Annotated in this window: 11 protein-coding genes and 1 pseudogene; 6 read left to right on the top strand and 6 right to left on the bottom strand. The window is 60.4% G+C overall.

The features are described 5' to 3' along the window. The first annotated feature begins 4 nt into the window (after positions 1-4). Complete coding sequence (locus GGQ88_RS09640) at positions 5-1,594, top strand: C1 family peptidase (protein WP_343057153.1); 1,590 nt, start codon at positions 5-7, stop codon at positions 1,592-1,594. Between the two features lie 443 nt (positions 1,595-2,037). Here GGQ88_RS09640 and GGQ88_RS09635 read toward each other — a convergent pair. Then, a pseudogene (locus GGQ88_RS09635) lies at positions 2,038-2,669 on the bottom strand (tyrosine-type recombinase/integrase). Positions 2,670-2,865: 196 nt separating this feature from the next. Here GGQ88_RS09635 and GGQ88_RS09630 point away from each other — a divergent pair. Then, positions 2,866-3,864 (top strand): helix-turn-helix domain-containing protein, encoded by a 999-nt coding sequence (locus GGQ88_RS09630; protein ID WP_183612959.1) that lies wholly within the window; start codon positions 2,866-2,868, stop codon positions 3,862-3,864. Positions 3,865-4,018: 154 nt separating this feature from the next. Continuing rightward, entirely contained in the window at positions 4,019-5,806 is a 1,788-nt protein-coding gene (locus GGQ88_RS09625; RefSeq protein WP_183612958.1) for a putative bifunctional diguanylate cyclase/phosphodiesterase, read from the top strand. Between the two features lie 403 nt (positions 5,807-6,209). On the opposite strand, the gene GGQ88_RS09620 is transcribed toward GGQ88_RS09625, so the two are convergent. The 4 genes from GGQ88_RS09620 to GGQ88_RS09605 are packed head-to-tail and all read right to left on the bottom strand — an operon-like array spanning position 6,210 to position 12,508. Next, positions 6,210-7,535 (bottom strand): CitMHS family transporter, encoded by a 1,326-nt coding sequence (locus GGQ88_RS09620; protein ID WP_183612957.1) that lies wholly within the window; start codon positions 7,533-7,535, stop codon positions 6,210-6,212. A gap of 2 nt (positions 7,536-7,537) precedes the next feature. Further along, positions 7,538-7,855: a DUF4387 family protein gene (locus tag GGQ88_RS09615; protein WP_183612956.1), complete on the bottom strand. Its 318-nt coding sequence runs from the start codon at positions 7,853-7,855 to the stop codon at positions 7,538-7,540. Continuing rightward, positions 7,848-8,444: an acyclic terpene utilization AtuA family protein gene (locus tag GGQ88_RS09610; RefSeq protein WP_425490438.1), complete on the bottom strand. Its 597-nt coding sequence runs from the start codon at positions 8,442-8,444 to the stop codon at positions 7,848-7,850. The genes GGQ88_RS09615 and GGQ88_RS09610 overlap by 8 nt, the downstream gene beginning before the upstream one ends. Further along, positions 8,441-12,508, bottom strand: coding sequence for an SdiA-regulated domain-containing protein (locus GGQ88_RS09605; protein ID WP_183612955.1), 4,068 nt, complete (start codon positions 12,506-12,508; stop codon positions 8,441-8,443). The genes GGQ88_RS09610 and GGQ88_RS09605 overlap by 4 nt, the downstream gene beginning before the upstream one ends. Before the next feature lie 885 nt (positions 12,509-13,393). Between GGQ88_RS09605 and GGQ88_RS09600 the strand changes: the two genes are divergently transcribed. The 3 genes from GGQ88_RS09600 to GGQ88_RS09590 are packed head-to-tail and all read left to right on the top strand — an operon-like array spanning position 13,394 to position 18,716. Then, positions 13,394-15,109 carry a TolC family protein gene (locus GGQ88_RS09600; RefSeq protein WP_183612954.1) on the top strand — a complete coding sequence of 572 codons (1,716 nt, stop codon included), beginning with the start codon at positions 13,394-13,396 and terminating at the stop codon, positions 15,107-15,109. Continuing rightward, on the top strand, positions 15,106-17,319 hold the full coding sequence (locus tag GGQ88_RS09595) for a type I secretion system permease/ATPase (protein WP_183612953.1): 2,214 nt from the start codon (positions 15,106-15,108) through the stop codon (positions 17,317-17,319). The genes GGQ88_RS09600 and GGQ88_RS09595 overlap by 4 nt, the downstream gene beginning before the upstream one ends. After that, positions 17,316-18,716, top strand: a complete 1,401-nt coding sequence (locus tag GGQ88_RS09590; protein WP_183612952.1) for an HlyD family type I secretion periplasmic adaptor subunit — start codon at positions 17,316-17,318, stop codon at positions 18,714-18,716. Before GGQ88_RS09595 ends, GGQ88_RS09590 begins: the two co-directional genes overlap by 4 nt. 4 nt (positions 18,717-18,720) lie before the next feature. On the opposite strand, the gene arsB is transcribed toward GGQ88_RS09590, so the two are convergent. After that, positions 18,721-19,782 carry an ACR3 family arsenite efflux transporter gene (gene arsB / locus GGQ88_RS09585; RefSeq protein ID WP_183612951.1) on the bottom strand — a complete coding sequence of 354 codons (1,062 nt, stop codon included), beginning with the start codon at positions 19,780-19,782 and terminating at the stop codon, positions 18,721-18,723. Position 19,783 lies beyond the last annotated feature (1 nt).

Raw genomic sequence — 19,783 nt, 5'->3', positions numbered from 1 at the left:
GGAAGTGAAAATACCGCTGCTCAAGGTTCCGGCAACCTGTCAGGGCGTACTAGTCGCTCTGGCCTTGGGCAGTCTGCAGCCCAATTCTGCCTCGGCACAAGCTGACAATGAAGCGCTTGTGTTCATGACAGGGGCCGAGCCGATCGCCGCTGCAGATTACGAAGCTTTGCCAAAAGTGGGCCAATTTAGAGCGTTCCTTCCCAAGCAAGTTGATCTGGCACCGCTCTTTCCCAAACCGGGATATCAAGGAGCGCAGCCGAACTGCGTCGCATGGGCGACGACTTATGCGGCCTATTCCTTTCTCCTGGCCGATGGCGCTGCCGATAAATCCGCAAAATCCGATCCCATGAGCCCTGCTTACGTCTACAACCGACTGCGCAAGCCCGGCAGTGCATGCGACCGTGCCATTCGCATCGTCGACGCGCTCAAACTGCTACAGAGCGAAGGCTCAGTCGCGCTTTCCGATTTTCCGGACGACATCGCGCGCTGTGCAATTCCCGCACCCCCAACCATCATCGACAAAGCCAAAGCCGCAAGACTTTCAGACTGGCGAGCTATCTCTCGCTCCAGGCGTGCCGACGGTTCAAAAGTCGTGCTTGACGATATCAAGGGTGCGGCATCACGTGGGGAACCGGTCGTCTTTGCCATGCCGGTGATGGCGGATTTCAAGGCTTTGAAGGGCGATACGGTCTATCGCCATGAGCAGCCTGAGAATACGAATTGGCATGCCATGGCAGTTGTGGGCTACGACGAAGCCCGGCAAGCTTTCCGCGTTATCAATTCATGGGGCACGCACTGGGGCGATGCAGGCTATGCATGGATCGATTATACCACATTCGGCCTGCTTGTAGGCGAAGCCTATGCGATGAAGATGCTCCCTCAGGCCCTGCCAAAGGCTGCGCCAAACATAGTGCCAGTCGACAAAGCTTCGCTGCCCCAAGTCGTTGACGCTTACACCACGTTCGAAAGCAAAGCTGCGGCGCTTACTTGCGGCAAAGTCACGGCCGTGCGGAACGGTGAGCAGCTTACAGTCAATGGTTTTGGCGGCGATGAGGCTGAAGTTGCCGCTTTGCGCAAGGACGCATTTGCTTTGAACAAGCGCGTCGCCTGGGACGTAAGGGTTCGTCACTGGCCCCAATGCGAGGCCGAACTTACCCTGTCGGACGCATTATCGCTAGAGGGCGTGAAGGTCGCGCTCGCTAGTCCAGACCGTAAGGCTTTGACGGGCGATCCGATCGCAATGAAATCCGGAGACATTTTCGGCATCAGGGCAAACGCATCCGCCGAGCGACCTTGGCTGAGCGTCATCTATCTTCAAGCAGATGGCAGCGCTGTTAAGCTCTTTCGCGGCAATGTAGGGTCGAAGCCGGTGACAATCGGTCTTGGCGGCGCCGAAGAAACCCGCTTCCAGGTCGGCGCACCGTTCGGCGACGAAATGATCATTGCTCTTTCGTCATCCGGCCCGCTTTTTGAGGCCACGAAAAGCGACTATTCGACCGAGCGAGAGTTTCTATCGGGATTGCGCAGCGCGCTCTCAAAGCGCGAAAAGGGCAGTGCGTCCGCGGCAGTGCTTCGTCTACGTACATACGACTAGCGCAAAAATGGGCGCGAAAAGCTCGTGCGTAATTTTCATCTATAAAATGCTGCAATATTTTTTGCATTTATAGAAAAATGAGGTTTGAAATAGTATTAGGCTCTTTTCAACTATATCGCGACTATGAATCTGTATAATATTATTAAATAAACTCGCATTATGGAATGTATTATAAATATTACTTATGCTATTTCACATAACCCGTTTACAACTGCAATTCAAATAGAATATAATTGGTAGAATATAGAATAAGTTTTCATCTGCCATGAAGTCACTGAACAGGTTTATGTGTTCGACACTCGCCGACTCAGACTCATTTAGCTCACCGTCCGGAGCCGCCGCAAACCCGGACCTTCCAGCCCCAAATTGGGCTAATTGAAACCCGCCCTTGGTTCACAGAGCGGCAGGTCTGCCGGGCTCCTTCAAACCTACCGCATGTTTGCTCAGATTTCCGTGCGCTCGGACAGCGTGATTGCGTCGTCCACGTCGACGCCGAGGTAACGGACAGTGTTCTGGATGTTTGTGTGGCTTAACAAGATCTGGACTGCTCTAAGATTGCCGGTCGATTTGTAGATCAGGGCAGCCTTCGTCCGTCGCACAGAGTGGGTGCCATAATCGCGCCTGTCGAGGCCAACCACCGAAACCCACTCATCGACCAGGCGAGCGTACTGCCTGGTGCTGACATGGCCAAGGTAATCGATCCTGCTCGGAAACACGAAATCGTTTAGCGTCCGCCCCTGCGTTCAAGCCAGCGCTCAAGCGTACTTCGAGTTTGGGCCATGATTTCAAACTGCACAGGTCGAGAGGTCTTCTGCTGGATGACCGTTGCGCGATTTCGGATGTGGCCGCCACTAACCAGATCGCCGATGCGGAGCTTTACCAGATCGCAGCCTCTGAGCTTGCTGTCGATTGCAAGGTCAAACAGGGCGCGGTCCCGAAGCCGTTTGTGCTCGTCCAGATAGAAGCGGATTGCCCAAATATCCCGCCTCCTGAGCGGTCGTTTTGGCCCTATGTTCTGGCCAGCGTTCCACGGAAGCCGGTCGTGTACCGCAACATCAAGATCCGAATGTCCCATGATAATTCTCCTGCGACCAAGATTGGTCGACCAGAGAACGCGATGTAATCCTGTGTGTCTTGGTCGGATCACTGCCGGAAACATTGTGCCGTGCGCCCTGCACACAATCCCGCCTAGCTTCTAGGCGTTGGAGGCCGAGGAGCGTAGGCCTTGTCAGGTAGGCGGCATCGCGTTGTCGCCGAGCGGAGTCGACGCCGTGCTCATCACAATCTTTGCCCCAGAAAACGTACATCTGCTTGAAATAGCAGGTATCCGCGACGCGCTTTTCGAGGCGAACTGCAGGATGGCATCCGGCCGACCCTATCGTATCCAGCTTGTGACTGAACAAGGTGCTGCGGCGGCGAGTGCGTCCGGAGTGAGATATCTCCCCGACGCCGGCATTCATGAAGCAGTCCAGCCCTGCGACACGCTGATCGTTGCCGGACCGTACGGCATACCGCCGCGCCCAAGCGATGCGGTCACGCAGTGGCTGCAGGAACAAGCCGGGAATTCGCGACGCTACGGCTCCACCTGCACCGGGGCTTTCCTGCTTGCGCATGCCGGGTTACTGGCGGGACGTCGTGTCACGACCCATTGGGAGTATGCTGGCCTTCTTGCCGCCGACTTTCCCGACCTGCGGGTCGAACTTGACCGGATCTTCGTGCGGGATGGGCCGGTGTTCTGCTCGGCCGGGGTGTCTGCAGCGATCGATCTTGCCTTTGCGTTGATCGAAGAAGATCATGGCCGTGCACTCGCCTTGTGGGTTGCGCGCCGTCTCGTGGTCTTTTTGAAGCGTCCCGGTGGCCAATCGCAGTTCAGTGCGGCGTTGACAGCGCAGACCACTGCCACCAGTCCGATTGACAGGATCAGGCTGCATATCCTTGAACACCCGCGCTCCGATTTGGGACTAGAGGCGCTTGCCGAAGTTGCCAGGGTCAGTCCGCGCCATCTCGCCCGGCTATTTCGCGCCGAACTGGGTGTTAGCCCGGCGGCCTATGTCGAACTGACCCGGATCGATATCGCCCGACGCCTACTGGAAGAAAGCGCAGCGCCCATCAAGGCCATTGCCTATGCCGCAGGCTTCGGATCGACGACAACGCTCAGGCGGGCGTTCTTGCGCAGGATCGGCGTCACGCCGCTGCAATATCGATTGCGCTTCCAGACTGCGGGCTCCGGAGCTGCGGCCGACGACGAAAGTGCCGCTGATTTGTCCTGAATCGCCACCCCGCAATTATTGAAGTGCTGGCACCAGAAACGCATCGTCAGGACTGGAGGCGATGACATGCGACTTGATCCCGCCACGCGTGGAGCAGCAAACACAGACTCGGCGATTAAAGGATGTTTCTCCCCACCGGGGGCACATCCGCGCCATGATGGGTGAAACAGATGAAAGCCGGGACATCGCACACCGTCCTTTCCTGTTCTCCGTGTTGCGGTGGCTCCGTCTGACCAAGCGGTCGGACGAACTTGCTGCACCCGTCGCTGCATCTCTGCTGGCGTTCGACAATATCAGCGACGCCGTGCTGGTCGCAGACATGCGCCTGCGCGGACATCCGATAGTGCACGTAAACCCCGCGTTCGAGGCAATTACCGGCTATGCCGCATCGGAAGTGATCGGCAAGAACTGCCGCTACTTGCAAGGCAGTGACAGACTGCAGCCCGAAATCAGGGAAATGAGGTCTGCTTTGGCCGAAGGTCGTGCCTGTTCCGTCACGCTTCGCAACTATCGGCGCGATGGAACGATGTTCCGCAACGCGCTGCGCCTGACACCGTATCGCGACTACAGTGGTGCGGTCACGCATTTCGTTGGGGTAATCCGCGACGTGACGCACGCATCCGGAATAGATCGCCTGACCGGCCTGCTCGATCGTTACGGCTTGCTCGACAGGTTGGGATCAATCCTCGAGTCCAGCAGCTCCGCCATTCTGGTGGTCAAGCTCGATATTCTGCGGTTTCATGACGTCAACAATGGGTTCGGCTATAATGTTGGCGACGCGCTGCTGCGTTCGGTGGCCGCGCGCCTCGCGACGTTACCGGCGGTTGCAACGTCGCGTGTGGGGACGAACAGTTTCGCGCTTGCCTTCGAACTCGACAGTGCCGGCAAAGCTGCGGTCCTCGTCGACGATGTCTTGGGGTTGCTCCAGCCACGCTTCCTTTTGCCCGGCGCATCACTTGGGGCGCAGTTCGCAGTCGGCTATTCCATCGGCTTTACGGGTACGGACCCCCTCCAGCTTGTTCGGCAGGCGGGTGCAGCATTGCAACGATCCAAGGCGATGCCAGGACATCCTCCGCAGCCCTATGCCGCGGCGGACGAGCGCGACGCGCACAACCGAATACGGCTCGCAAGCGATCTGCAGACCGCTGTTTCAAATCAGGAGCTGCTGTTTCACTATCAGCCTCAAATAGATCTGGCGTCGGGCGACGTTGTCGGGGCCGAGGCACTGTTGCGATGGAACCACGGGGCGTTCGGCCTCCAGTCCCCGACCCGCTTCATTCCTGTTGCTGAAGAAACGGGCACAATTCTCGAGATCGGCGCGTGGGGACTGCGCACGCTCGCGGCGTACGCGGCGCAGGTCAACCGGGTCCGCGGCACGCCGATCCGTTTTGCGTTCAACGTATCGGTGATTGAATTCACCCGGCGCGACATGGTGGCTCTGGTCGAGCAAGTGCTGGGCGAGACAGGCTGCCGGGCGGAATGGTTGACGCTGGAGCTTACCGAAAGTCTGATGGTTCCCGAACCCGAGGAAATCCGCCGCGCGTTCGGGAAGCTGCGGAGTCTTGGCGTCGAGATATCCATCGACGACTTCGGCACTGGCTTTTCAAACTTGCGCTATCTGGAGAACTTTCCGATCAGCGAAATCAAGATCGATCGCAGCTTCGTGCATGACCTCGCGCATAGTGCAGCCAAGCGGGTTATCGTCGAGAGCATCGTCAAGCTTGGCGCGGCTCTGGGCATCCGTGTCGTCGCCGAAGGAATCGAGACCGGGGCCGAACGCGATATCATGCGCGCGCTCGGATGTTCGGTGGGCCAAGGCTATCTTTTCGCACGGCCCATGGACGCGACCGCGTTTCAGGGCTTTTTAGACCGGGAGCCGACCATGCAAGAAGGATGGGGCGCAAGACGATTTCTTACGATGATCGACGGGGACGGCACTTAAGTCGACGACAGATGCAGAACGGCAAGGTCGTAGCGAGCCAGTCGCTTAGAACGCCCCCGGGTACGCGCATCCATTAAGCGGTTGTTTGCTTCAATCGGGCGCTTGTCCTTTGGCAGCAGGCGCCTTGAAAGCCGACATTTGCGCCTCTGCGGCTGATCTTCGAAACCCGCCGTTGGCTGATCAAGCTTGGCTTGCCAATGGATGCTTGCCTGGTCACCAACAGCAGTTAAACGATGGCATGCGGCGGACTGGCCGCTTCCGTCCTGAAAACTGCCGAAGCAGACGTAGGTTGCGATGGCCCCGATCGCCCGTCATGTTACCATTCCAGCTCAGCCGACTATTGAGCGATCAGTCTTCGGAGTGGCGCTCGATGAAATCATCGCGTCGATCATCTATGGACAGCTTACGCCGCCAGCGGAATGACCCCGAAAACCAAGGCTGCCGCAATTAGAATGAAACAAAGCAGCAGCGCATATTTCCATGCGAAGCGTTGCAGATCCCCGAGCTCGATCCCCAACAAAGCGCATTTGAGGTATACGGCGGCCACCAGCGGGCTCAGCGAATGGACGGGCTGACCAAGCAAGGAGGCGCGACCGATTTCCTCGGGTGAGATGCCATAGTGGCCAGCCGTTTCGGCCAGAACGGGCACAACGCCAAAATAGAATGCATCACTCGACAGGAAGAAGTTCATCGGGATCGAGAGCAGCGCGGTAATGACTGCAAGATAGGGACCCACAGCGGGCGGAAGGATATAGATGATTGATTTGGCCATGCCGTCAATCATTCCCGTGCCGGCCATCACGCCGGTAAATGCACCAGCAGCCAGCACCATTATGCCCACGCTCAGGGCATTGCCGGAGTGCGCGGTCAGCCGGGCGCGCTGGTCGGCAAGCTTGGGGTAATTGAAAACCAGTGCAGCGGCGAGCCCGCCCATGAACACGATCGGAATCGGGGCGAAGCGGCCCACCACCATGACCATCAGGACCAGTGTCAGAGCTAGATTGAACCAGATCAGCCGGGGGCGCAGGGCGGCCGGATCGGCTTGAAAAATCTCAGCGATGCGTTTGGCATCGAGGGTTTCGTCGCCAACTACCAACGTTGTGGAATCGATCGGACCGATCCGCGCGCGCTCGCGGCGACCGAACCACCAGGCGAGCAGGAAGACGAAGCCTAGCCCCGTCACAGCAACGGGCAGCATCGGTACGAAGAGAACTGAAGGGTCGACGTGCAGTGACGCAGCGACGCGCGCCGCAGGTCCACCCCAAGGGCTCATATTCATGATGATAAAGGACATGCTGCCGATCACGGCAAATATCATGACGTCGATGCCGAGACGCTTGTAGACGGGCAGCATCGACGACACGCCCACCAGAGCCGTTGTCGTGCCATCGCCATCGAGCCCTACGGCGCTGGCCAGCGTGGCATGGCCAACCGTCGCGCGGGCGGGATCGTTGCCGACCCACGCAATGATGCGATTGACGAGCGGCTGGAAAAGGCCGGCGTCGATCATGATTCCGAAATACAGGATGGCGAAAATCAGCATCACCGCGGTCGTCGAGACCTGAGAGACACCCTCCATCATCATCGATCCGGTTTCGAGCCCGTGCCCCGACAGAATGGAGAAGACCAGCGGGACGAAGACCAGCGCCGGAACCGCCGTCATCCGCCGCGTCATGACCAGGACCATGAATACGATGACCATCGCAAAGCCGAGAACTGCTGGCGACATGTTCATGACTTCTGATCGATCTCGACGGAGAGCAAGGGTACGAACAATTGGCCTGCATGCGAATCCGCATCACCTGGTGACCCTTGAGCGGTCGGGCGCGGAAAGCTTATCTTGAGCACATGCAGCGATGGCACGCGGAACCGGTGGATGCCATTTTCCGAGATGCCGTAAAGGGCGGCGATCGCTCGCGCCGTCAGTTCGGGCGCCTCAGAGATACGCTGGAAACTCTCGGGATCGGGGCAAAAAATATCGATCGTAACCCAAAAGGGTCCGGCATTTTTCGAGCGGACGTATCTCGCAATTTCGCCAAGCTTAGCCACGTGCCGCTTCCCCTGTCGTTTCGATCACCAATCGCGATAGCTGGTCGGGTCGGTCGAGATGCACAACGTGGTTGAGCTTGAACTCATACTGGCGGCCCAGCTCCACCTCTGCCGGCGAAAAGGGAAAGGCGAAACTTGGCAGCGGATCATCAGCATTAAGGGGAAAATGGAGCAACACCGGATTGCAATAGCGCGCAATGTCGGTCGCGACTTCTTGTGTCGCCGCCGAAACCAGGGTCATGAGGCCAACCTCGTGCGGCGGCGCGGCGGGCGATGGAGGAATGAGAACACCTTGGCCATAGGGCCGAAACTCAAGCGTGTACTCATCTTTGCCGATGCCGAGAACACTGGATATTCCCAAGCGCAAGAAGGCACTGAGATTGCCGAGCCATTCATCGAAGCGCGCGAGCAGTTTGGGGTCGGCGATCGCGCTGAAAACCATCGTCCGGTATCCGGTTGCGCCTGAACCTTCGAGTTTGACGGTATAGGGTCTCTCCTCGATGCGAGAGCCCGTGACCCGCACCGTGCGGGCGTCGATCGCGGCATATTGGGCGTCACGTGCGTCGAGGACGACGCCAGGTTCGGTCAGGCGAAACGGATCCGAATTCTCGTAGAGCAGGTGAGCGGAGACCGTATAGGGTGTGCACTGGTTGGCGGCGTGGATTCGAAGTTGGGACCTGTGACGAACGACAGTGCGCCGGTCGCAGCGTTGATGCTGAAGAGCGCCGCGTCGGCACCTCCAGTGATGCTGTAGCTGACGGTATCCATCACATCATCGGTCGCGGTGACGGTGGCAACTGTCGTGGTGTTCTCCGCGACGGAGACCGCCGCGCTATCGCCGCCCGCAATGACAGGTGCGTTAAGTGCGACCTTGACCAACTGGAGCTGGCCGCCTTCGACCAGTTCGCCGCCAACGAATTTGTGGACCTGCGTATCGAGCAGGTAGGCCTTGTGAGTCGCATCGCCGAATGTGCTGGTAACGTCGATTACGCCGGAGGATTCCTCGTCCTGCGTGAGGAAGTTAGCCCCACCGGTGACGAAGCGTGAAGGATCGTGCTTGGCCAGAACGGTAAGCCGATCGGTGACCGGATCGTATTCGAGCACACGGCCGAGGAAGGCGTTGTTGCCGACATCTTCCTGGATAAGGATCTTGCCGTCCGCGGTGACGGTCATGTTATCCATCATGCGCGGACCGACGATGTCGTTGACCGGCAGCTGGTTGCTGTCGAGTACGGCTTCGATCGTACCACCCTGTTCGGGGTTGGTGATGTCGTCGAACGTCATCTTGTAAAGGCGTGACTGGCCGGTGATGCTGGCCGTGGTGACGAACCAATAGACGTTCGGGTTGGTCGGATCCCAGCTGCCATCTTCCGGACGTTGGAAGCTGGTCACGCCTGCGGCTTCGCTCTGTGCATCGAGCTGCGCGCCGGTTAGCGCGCCGACTTCGCCTTGGTCGCTAAGCGTGAAGCGGCCCGATGCTGCGGTGCCGTCTGTTTCGTTGCTGTTGGCCGCAATCGCGTTGATCAGGTTGTTCACCTTGATGCCGAACAGGTGGCCGCCTTCGAGGCCAGCCTTCTCGAACTCGCTGCCGGTTGCCTGCTTCTCGCCGACGTAGACATAGACCTGGCCGTTCTGACCATCGTCCTGGCCGATGGTGATCGTCTTCTTTTGTGCGAACGGGCTGGCGAGGTTGTTCTCCCACGAGAACAGACCGCTATCGGCGAATTCGTAGGCAGTGCCGGCTTCGGCGCCGGTCACGAACACGGCGAACTGCTTGCCTTCGGTTCCGCTTTCCTCGCCAGTCATGAAGATTCGGCTTTCGGTGCCATAGGCGATGCTGGTCTCAGGATCGACCCAGTAGTAGGCCGAGGCGTCGGCAAGATCGGCCGAACACAGGCGGTTGATCGCATAGTTCGATGCGGTGACGAAGGTCCCGGTCGCGTCGTCGAACAGCTTCACCGTCTTGATTGCGTCCTCGCCCGAGATCACGCCCAATGTCGCCTTGTCGATGACCAACTGCGTGACGAAGGCGCCTGCGGCACCATGCGCACGAACCACACCGAGCGGAGCGCCACCGGACGCGCCGATTTCCTGGTTCATCAGCACAGTGACCGTGCCGTCGCCATTGTCGAACATGCCCAGACCGTCTGGGATGCCAGCCATGCGGTACGTGCCGCCGCCAACCTTGCTGACCGTATCGCCGGTCGTCAGGATCGCCTGAACCGTCACGTTGCCTGCTACGGGCAAGAGGTAAGGCGTCTGGCTCGAGGTCGTGTCGGCAGTGTCGCCCACAGTGACAGCGATCGCCTGACTGTCTGAGTAAGTGCCGTCGCTGACCGCAACTTCGACGTCATAGACGTTGTCACCACCTGCATCGGCAGGCCGTTCGAAGTTTGGCGCGTTGACGAACGAGAGCGCTCCGGTTGCACTGTCGATGGTGAACTTCACCGCGTCGGCGCCACCGGAAATGCTGTATGCCAGTACATCTCCCAGATCGTCGCTTGCGGTTACGGCGGTGACGGCGCCGACGTTTTCAGCGACGGTGACCGCAGCGGTTGCACCAGCGCCGTTCGAGGTGATGAACGGAGCGGTATCGCTGACGTTGTTGACCTTGACCTGGATCGCCTGCGCGTCGCTCAGGCTGCCATCGCTGGCGGTCACGACAACGTCGTAGAAGTTGTTCTGTCCGGCGTCGTTCGGCAATTCGAAGTTCGGAGCGGCGATGAAGCTGAGTGCGCCGGTAGCGCTGTCGATCGCAAACTTGGCCGCGTCGGCTCCGCCAGTTATCGCGAAGGAGACAACGTCGCCGAAGTTCTTGTCCGTCGCGGTGACGGTGGTGACCGCCGTGGTGTTTTCGTTGATCTGGATCAGCGCGGTCGATCCCGCACCGTCCGAGCTGATCACCGGCGCAAATTCGGCGACCGTACCGGGCGAGCCGATTTCGGCCTGATCGTTGACCGCCTTGAACGCACCCTTGACGCCGTTGGCGCTGGCGGTGCTGATCGTGGCGTTGTTGAGCCCGGCTGAGTTGTCGAACGTGGTGTAAGGACCCGTTGGCGAGGAGCCGAACACGACGTTTGCCTGAAGAACGCCCGATGCATTGTAAAGGTTGACCGCATCACCGCCGGTGCTCAGGCCAATGCCCGACCCGGTGTAAGTGCCGATCTGCAGTCCGGCGGGTGCATTAGCGCCGAACCACGTGTTCTTGAATGCAGCAACCGCTGTGGTGGGCGAACTCGCTTCCATGAAGATCACGGATTCACCCGGCGCGATGCTGGTGATGCCGTTGAGCGTGATCGCGCTGGCAAAGCTGTTCGAGTTGTCGTCGACCTTCCAGCCGGTGATGGTGAGAGCGGTGGTGCCGCCGTTGGTGACTTCGAACCAGTCGGCACCGATCGGGCTGTTGCCGCTCGACCAAGGGGCGACCTCCGATATGTAGACGGTCGGCAGCGCGGTCTCATTGACGATGTCGGTCACATCGAGCGTGAAGGCCGTGCTCGCATCGGGCGTGGCGCCCAGCGTGGTATCGTCGACGTTGACCGTGACGTTGTAGCTGGTCTTGGTTTCATAATCGATCGTCGTCCCGGCCTTCACGTACAGGCCGGTGCTGTCGACTTCGAAGAAGGCTGCGTCCGCACCGCTGACGCTCAGCGCATTGGTGCCAAGCCCATCGTCAGTTACCTGCACGTCCGCAACCTTCACGCGCGTTGCGGTGCTGGTGTTTTCGAGCAGAGCGTTCGTCTGGTTAACCAGGCTGATGTCGGTCGGAGCGGCGTTGATGCCGTTCGAGGGCTTGTAGACCCACAGTTGCGGGTGGTCGGCATCGCCGCCACCGTTTTCGCTGACAACGTAGATCGTGCCATCAGGACCCATGGAGATGCCTTCATGACCCTGGGCTGCGATGTTCAGCGGGTTGCCCGGATCGGACTGGAGCGTGAGCGTGCTGAGGACGGTGCCTGAACGGTCGACTTCGACGATCTTGCCCGATTCCTGGCTGAGGATCAGCAGGTTGCTAGCCTCGGCAGTCCCGGTGAGCGACGCGATGTTCGACAGCGCGAAGACGTCGGCGACGTCAGTCAGTCCGAGCAGCGAAGTATCGAACAGGTCGATCGAATTCTCCGTCGTCGGCGAGCCGTTGCTGGCCGTGCCCGCGTTGAAATCGATCGTCGTCTGGAAAATGCCGATCGGCTGCTTTTCCTTGGCGAAGATGAAGCCGCCGGTGAGCGGATCGTAGCTCAGGCCCTCGAGCCCGAGGTTGGGCGAGAACGTGCCGAGATCGACCGTCTTGGTGTCGGCACGACCCAGCGTGGTGCCCGCTTGATACGTGAACAGGACTGCCTGCCGATCGCGCTCTTCGGTCATGACGAACTGGCCGTTGCCGATGTAGGCGATGCCTTCCGGATCATAGAATTCGGTGCCTTGCGGGCTGCTTCCGAGTGCCAGCGTCATCGTGCTGACGAACTGGCCGGTCAGGGTTACTTCGGTGACCGACTGGCCGCCATCGCCGATGATGAACAACGTGCCGGTGTCCCAGTTGAACGCGACGCCCGAAGCTTCCTGCGCCAACAAACTGTTCACCGGGTGCGCGCTGCGCGTGGGTTCGGGAAGGTCGTAGCGACCGACACGTACATAAGTCGACAGATCGATGGTCATGATCGGATATCCTCGTGAACAATCGCGAGATCTACTTGGCGATCAAGTAATCTCTCGAATTATTGATGAATTAAACGGAGAAATGGGCTGGCAATACGTAATATATTCAAGACGCAAAAGTATTAACCATGCCGTTAGTCAGAATCGTGACATATCCGTGAATTCGCTTTCGCGCTTGTCGGTAGAGCAGAAGGCGTCTCAGACCATTGGGAATCCATCAAAACCTTGGGTCATCGGTGCTGGCAGCACCCCGCCTGACCGGTCATGAAGGTGGGCGTGGGCGGGCTGGGAGGCGACGCAACATGCGTAGCGAGTCGATGCTAGTCGGACAGATCGGCAATCGAACGGGTCACGGTGTAGAGATATCGTGTCCGACGGGTGCGCAGATTTTACAATAAAGCGGAGATATCTGGTCGAAATCAAGTAATCTATCGGGTTATAGGATTGTATAATAAAGTAATTTTCGAATTATACACCAAGAGGGTCTATATGTGACCGATGCTGCCAGGCGGTTTCTTGTCGCAGCACACTAGACTTGGCAGGCTCATGGATCTGTCACTGATCTGTCTTCACGTTGGACTACTGGCCAAACCCACGGATGCGGATCTGCCGCCCTGCAGTCATTCCTGCGGGTTGGGGGCGTCTGCGGGGCATGTCGTACCAAGCAGATATGATGGATGCTGTTGCGAGCATTGAGCCGTCCGTTCGCGAGCCGTGGACGGCGCGGTTTTGAATACACGAAGTAATGGAGGCAGGAATTAATGCTCGCGACCCGGTCAGCCAGAACTTTGGCGACAGGCGTGCTTGTCACATGGGCAGGGTCCGAAAGGACGGTACAGCTCGCCGCCTGCGCTTACGCTGACCACACGGTTAAGTGAGCGGCGCATGCGTTTCGCACGATCGGGCCTGATTGCAGGCGTCTTGACGAGCCTGCTCGTGACGCAGGCCAGCGCGATGACTGCGCCTACTTTCCCGCGCCGTGCCGATGGCGCGACGCGCGTCTCGGGCGATTGGCAGGTTCCTCGGCTCGAAGTTTCGCCGGACGATGAAAGCGAAGGCCCGTCGACCGAAACGTTGGCAAGCGCCCTTGATGCGGCTTATCGTAGCGCTCCTGAGTTGCAGGCGCGCCGTTATGAATTGCGCGCAACCGATGAGGACTATGCGCAGTCGCTGGCGGACCTGCGACCTTCGGCACTGGTTCAGATCACCGGAAACTATACGAAGACAGTGCCGGGTCGGATCACGCAGGCCAATCGCCCGCTGGTCGACCAGCTTACCTCGCCTACGATCACCTCGAACCGGCTTTCCGCCGAACTGGTGGTCGATCAGCCGCTGAGCACAGGAGGCAGGGCGAGCGCCGAAGCCGCCGCCGCGCGCGCGGCGATATATGCAGGGCGCGAGGACTTGCGCGTCACCGAAGGCGACCTGCTGCTGAGCGTGATCATCGCTTATTCCGACATTCGCCGCGACGTGCGCACGCTGGGCTTGCGCAAAGCCAGCCTCAAGCAGTTCGAGGCGACGTTGCAGGAAGTGACTGCTCGCCGCGAAGCCGGCGAACTCACCCGCACCGACATCGCGCAGGCCGCAACGCAGATCAATTCGGCGATCGCCACGACCAACATCGCCGAGCAGCAACTGGCGCAGGATCGCTCTGCTTATGCTGCACTGGTGGGGCGAGAACCCGGTACGCTGGCCCCAGAGCCGCCGCTGCCGCAATTGCCGCAATCGCTCGATGCTGCCTTCGATATGGCGCAGCGCCTGAACCCCGAACTAGCGCTGGCCATTGCTGCCGAACGAGCATCGCGTGCGCGGATTGCTGCGGCGCGCGCCTTGGCCCGTCCGACGCTTTCGTTGCGCGGGATCGCCCGCATCGGCGGGCCGGCCTCGCCTTTCGACCTGCGCAATGATGATCAGGATTTCATCGGGCAGGCGGTGCTGACCGTTCCGCTGTCGCAGGGGGGGCGGGTCGGCTCGCTGGTCGAGCAGGCGCGCGATCGCAACAGCGCCGATCGAGAGCGGATCGAAGCCGCACGCCGTACGATGGTGCAGGGCGTGGTCAATGCCTGGAACGCGGTAATGACCGCGCAGCGCAACCTGGTGATTCAGGACGCGCAACGCGAAGCTGCAGCCGTACTCGACGAGGGCACGTTCGAGGAATACCGCGCGGGCCTGCGCTCGACGTTCGATGTGCTGTTTGCGCATGGTTCGCTGCGCGAGGCCGAAATCGCCTTGGTCGCAACGCGCCGCGATCTCTATGTCGCTCAGGCCTCGCTCTTGCGCCAGCTCGGATTGCTCGAAGTGGGCGCGATCCTGACGCAGACACCGCTCTACGATCCCGAGATCAACACACGCAAAGCCGCCCGACGCGGTAGCCTGCCGTGGGAGCAAGTGGCGCGTGGTCTTGACACTCTGGTGCGACCCGCAGCCGTGCAGCGCGATCTGGAACAACCGTCGTTGCCCGATGCTGCGCCCGAGATGGCAGCGGCAACTGCGATGCCTGCGATCGAGCCTGCGACGACGCCGAACCTGGCACCCATCCCTGGAACTGTCGGAACGCCCAAGCCGAGGCAAGCGGCACGCAGAAAGACTACGCGGCCATGAGCGAGACCCAAACCTCTTCCGCGTCCGCACAAACCGTTGGCCGGGATACCGACGACAGTGGGTTGATCGCCTTTGCCGCGTTGCTGGCGATCCACCGTATCGCGATCGATCCCGCACAACTGCGCCATTCGCTTGGGCACTTCCGTCCGATCGAGGACGGCGATCTGTTGCGCCTGGCCAAGCAGCAGGGCAGTGAAGCGGGTATTCGCGCGCGTGCGATCCGCACGACATTCGACAAGCTCGAAACGACGCCGCTGCCAGCGCTCGCCAACGGGCAGCAGGGTTGGTTTCTGCTGGGCCGAGTGTCAGGTGACGAGGTGCTGGTTCAACTGACCACGCCGGAGCCTGGCACCAACACCCTGTCCATCCGTAAGCTGACGCGTGCCGAACTCGAAACGATCTGGTCGGGCGAACTCGTGCTGGTGACCACGCGTGAGTCCATCGCGGGCAAATCCGGGCGGTTCGATGTCAGCTGGTTCGTGCCGCAGATAATAAAGTACCGGCGGCTGATCGGTGAGGTCTTGCTGATCACGCTGGCTATCAACCTGCTCGGGCTGGCCGCGCCGCTGTTCTTCCAGAACGTGGTCGACAAGGTGCTGGTCCACAATACGATCGACACCCTGACCGTGCTGGCGATCGGCTATGTCGCGGTCTCGGTTTGGGAAACCGCGTTCGGATGGCTGCGTACGCGGCTTTACTCGCAGACCAGCCAAAAGATCGACGTGGAGCTGGGTGCAAAGCTGTTCCGCCATCTGCTCGGACTACCGATCGGATACTTCGAGGCGCGGCGTGTGGGCGATATCGCGATGCGCGTTCGCCAGCTCGAAACGATCCGCGAGTTTCTGACCAACGCCTCGCTGACGGTACTGGTGGATCCGATGTTCACCATCGTGTTCCTCGTCGTGATGTATGTCTATTCGGTCAAACTGTTCATCATCTCTGTTTTGACAATCCCCTGCTACGTGCTCGTCGCGCTGCTGGTGACCAAGCCGCTGCAGGCGAGGATCGAGGAGAAGTTCGAGCGCGCCGCCGCGAACAACGCGCTGCTGGTCGAGAGCATCGGCGGCATCCAGACGGTCAAGGCAAGCGCCGTCGAACCGCAATGGCAGGAGCGGTGGGAGCGGCAACTGGCAGGCTACAGCCACGCCAGCCAGCGGGTCATCAACCTCGGCAATACCGGCAGCCAGCTAATCCAGCTGATCTCGAAACTGAACCTGGCCGCGATCCTCTATTTCGGCGCGGCTGCGGTGATCGACCGCGAACTAACCGTTGGTGGGCTGGTCGCGTTCAACATGTTTGCCCAGCGCGTGTCTGGCCCGGTGATCCGCATGGCGCAGTTGTGGCAGGATTTCCAGCAGGTCCGGATCGCGATCGCCCGGCTGGGGGACGTGCTCAACCAGCCTACCGAACCCGGTTCGGGCAGCCGCACCGCACTGCCAGCGATCAAGGGCGACATCGCCTTCGAAGGCGTCAAGTTTCGCTACGGGGTCGACGGGCCTTGGACGCTCGACGACATTCAGTTGAACATCGCAGCGGGCACCTCGCTCGGCATCGTCGGCTCGTCCGGCTCTGGCAAATCGACGCTGACCAAGCTGTTGCAGCGGCTCTATGTGCCGCAAGGCGGGCGCATCCTGATCGACGGGGTGGACATTGCGCAGATCGATCCGTCGTGGCTGCGGCGGCAGATCGGCGTGGTTTTGCAGGAGAATCTGCTGTTCAACCGTTCGATTCGTGAGAACATCGCGCTGTCCAATCCGGCGATGCCGCTTGAGGCGGTGATGGAGGCGGCGAGACTGGCGGGCGCGCACGATTTCGTGGTCCGCCTGCCACAAAGCTACGACACTATCGTCGAAGAGCGCGGTGCGAATTTCTCTGGCGGGCAGCGTCAGCGGTTGGCGATTGCGCGCGCGCTGGTGACTAAACCGCGCATCCTGATCCTCGACGAAGCGACCAGCGCGCTCGATGCCGAGAGTGAGGAAATCATCCAGGCCAATCTCAAGGCGATGAGTGCGGGCCGGACCGTGCTGATCATCGCGCACCGACTGTCGGCGGTACGCCAGTGCAGCCAGCTTATCGCGCTGGAAGCGGGGCACATCGTCGAACGCGGCACGCACGAAGAACTGTTGCGCGCAGGCGGCCGCTACGCCGATCTGCATCGGCGTCAGACCGGGTTGGCGATGGCCGGAATCGGAACGGAAACCCAAGTATGAGCGGCTTGGCCCACACTTTCCGCGTGCTACGCGAGGCGCTTCGGGCGGATCGTGCGAAGCAAGCGGGCGCGCGGTCGCTATCCGATGTCGACTTCCTGCCCGCCGCGCTGGAAGTTATCGAAACGCCGGTTTCGCCGACGGGTCGGATCACCAGCTGGGTGCTGCTGGCCGGGCTTGTCGTCACCATCCTCTGGCTCATCCTGGGCAAGGTCGATGTGGTCGCATCTGCTCCCGGAAAGATCATCCCGACCGGCAGCGTCAAGATCGTGCAATCGGCTGGAACCGGCGTAATCCGCGCAATTCGGGTAAAGGATGGCGACCGGGTCAAGCGGGGGCAGCTGCTGATCGAGCTTGATACGACGCTCTCCACCGCCGAACTCCAGCAGGCGCAGAAGGCTTTGCTCAGCGTCGAACTCGACGTCGCGCGTAATCGCGCGATAGCGGACGCGCTCTCCGGCAATGGCGCGCGGGTGAAGTTCGTGTCGCCTCCCGGCACGCCGCCGGAGATTGCTGAGACGCAGCGGAGGTTGGTAGAGGCGCAAGTGGGCGAGGTGCTCGCAGGTGTTGCCGGGCTAGAGGCTGCGCGGCGATCATCGCTGTCCGATGCCGATGCGGCTGAAGCGACACGCGCAAGGCTGGATGCGACGATCCCGATTCTCGATCACGAACTTGCAGCAATGCACCGGCTCGACGAAAAGGGCTATGCACCGGGTCTGCGCCTGCTCGAAATGCAACGCCAGCGCCGGTCCGAGGTGGGCGACCGAGATGTCGCCGCAGCGCAACGATCGCGCGGGCTATCCGAAGCGACCAAGCTGTCGCGTCAGATCGACCAGACCCGTGAACAGGCCCGCCGCGTTGCGCTGGCCGACCTTGCCGTGGCGGAGAGCGACGCGATCCTCAAGCGCGAGGAAGTGACCAAGGCCGCGCGTGTGTCCGGGCTGCAGCGGCTCGTCGCCAGCGTCGATGGCACGGTGCAGCAATTGGCGGTGCATACCATCGGCGGCGTGGTCGAACCGGCGCGTACTTTGATGGTCATCGTCCCGACCGACGATGCGATCGAGATCGAGGCGCGTGTGCTCAACAAGGATGCGGGCTTCGTGCGCGAAGGCCAGAGTGCCGTCGTTAAGCTCGATGCCTTCCCGTTCACGCGCTACGGCACGATCCCCGGCAAGGTGATCTCGCTCAGCCGCGACGCGGTGCCCGACCAGAAGCTCGGTCCGACGTATGTCGTGCGCATCCGGCTCGATCGCAGCACGCTCGAAGTCGACGGCAAGCCGGTCAGACTGTCATCGGGTTTGAGCGCGGTCGCCGATATCCGCACCGGATCACGGCGGATCATCTCGTGGCTGCTCAGTCCGATCCAGACCACAGTGTCACAGGCGGGTCACGAGAAGTAGGCGATCAGGCGGGGACGGTATCGGGAAACCAGCGCCGCCCGAACCAGAACGCGACATTGACGAGCGCGATCAGGACCGGCACTTCGACCAGCGGCCCGATCACCGCGGCAAACGCTACTGGCGAGGCGAGTCCGAAGGCGGCAATGGCGACGGCGATCGCCAGTTCAAAATTGTTGCCTGCCGCTGTGAAGGCGACCGCCGTGGTGCGCGGATAGTCGCTGGCGATCAGCTTGCCCATGAAGAAGCTGATCGTAAATTGCACAACGAAATAGATCGTCAAAGGGATGGCAATGCGGATCGCGTCGGTCGGCAAGGCAATAATGTCGCCGCCTTTGAGGCTGAACATGGCGACTATGGTGAACAGCAACGCGATCAGCGTCACTGGGCCGATTTTCGGCAGAAAGGCCTGTTCGTACCAGACCTTGCCACGGCTCTTCGTCAGCCAGCGGCGGGTAAGATACCCAGCCAGGAACGGCAGTCCCAGATAGATCAGCACAGCTTCGGCGATGGTCCAAAAATCCACGTCGACGACGCTTCCGGCCAGGCCGAACAGCGGGGGCAGGTAGGTCAGAAAGAACCACGCGTAGGCGCTGAAGAACAGGACCTGAAAGATTGAGTTGAACGCCACCAGCGCGGCGACATATTCGGTATCACCCTTGGCCAGTTGGTTCCACACGACGACCATCGCGATGCAGCGCGCAAGGCCGATCAGGATCAGCCCGGTCATGTATTCGGGTTTGTCGGACAGGAACAGGACCGCAAGCGCGAACATCAGCACCGGACCGATGATCCAGTTCTGGATCAACGAGATCGCCAGAATGCGCTTATCCTCGAACACGCGTGGCAACTGCTCGTAACGGACGCGTGCGAAGGGCGGAAACATCATCGCGATCAGGCCGACGGCGATCGGCACGTTGGTTGATCCCCATGAGAGACTCTCGATGGCACGGGGCAACCCCTTGAAGGTAACTCCCAACGCGATGCCGAGCGCCATGGCGACGAAAATCCACAAGGTGAGGTAGCGATCCAGGAACGACAGGCGTTCGTGCTTTGCAGAAGTGGCCATG

The organism is Novosphingobium hassiacum, assembly GCF_014196055.1.
Classification (GTDB): Bacteria; Pseudomonadota; Alphaproteobacteria; order Sphingomonadales; family Sphingomonadaceae; genus Novosphingobium; species Novosphingobium hassiacum.
The sequence above is the reverse complement of the archived record's forward strand: the minus strand, read 5'-3'. Positions and strand labels throughout refer to the sequence as shown.

What these genes read in the sequence shown, in the direction of transcription:
- GGQ88_RS09625 (WP_183612958.1), top strand. Translation starts at nt 4,019, where the DNA reads ATGATGGGTGAAACAGATGAAAGCCGGGACATCGCACACCGTCCTTTC.
- GGQ88_RS09620 (WP_183612957.1), bottom strand. Translation starts at nt 7,535, where the DNA reads ATGTCGCCAGCAGTTCTCGGCTTTGCGATGGTCATCGTATTCATGGTC.
- arsB (WP_183612951.1), bottom strand. Translation starts at nt 19,782, where the DNA reads ATGGCCACTTCTGCAAAGCACGAACGCCTGTCGTTCCTGGATCGCTAC.
- GGQ88_RS09590 (WP_183612952.1), top strand. Translation starts at nt 17,316, where the DNA reads ATGAGCGGCTTGGCCCACACTTTCCGCGTGCTACGCGAGGCGCTTCGG.
- GGQ88_RS09600 (WP_183612954.1), top strand. Translation starts at nt 13,394, where the DNA reads ATGCGTTTCGCACGATCGGGCCTGATTGCAGGCGTCTTGACGAGCCTG.
- GGQ88_RS09595 (WP_183612953.1), top strand. Translation starts at nt 15,106, where the DNA reads ATGAGCGAGACCCAAACCTCTTCCGCGTCCGCACAAACCGTTGGCCGG.
- GGQ88_RS09605 (WP_183612955.1), bottom strand. Translation starts at nt 12,508, where the DNA reads ATGACCATCGATCTGTCGACTTATGTACGTGTCGGTCGCTACGACCTT.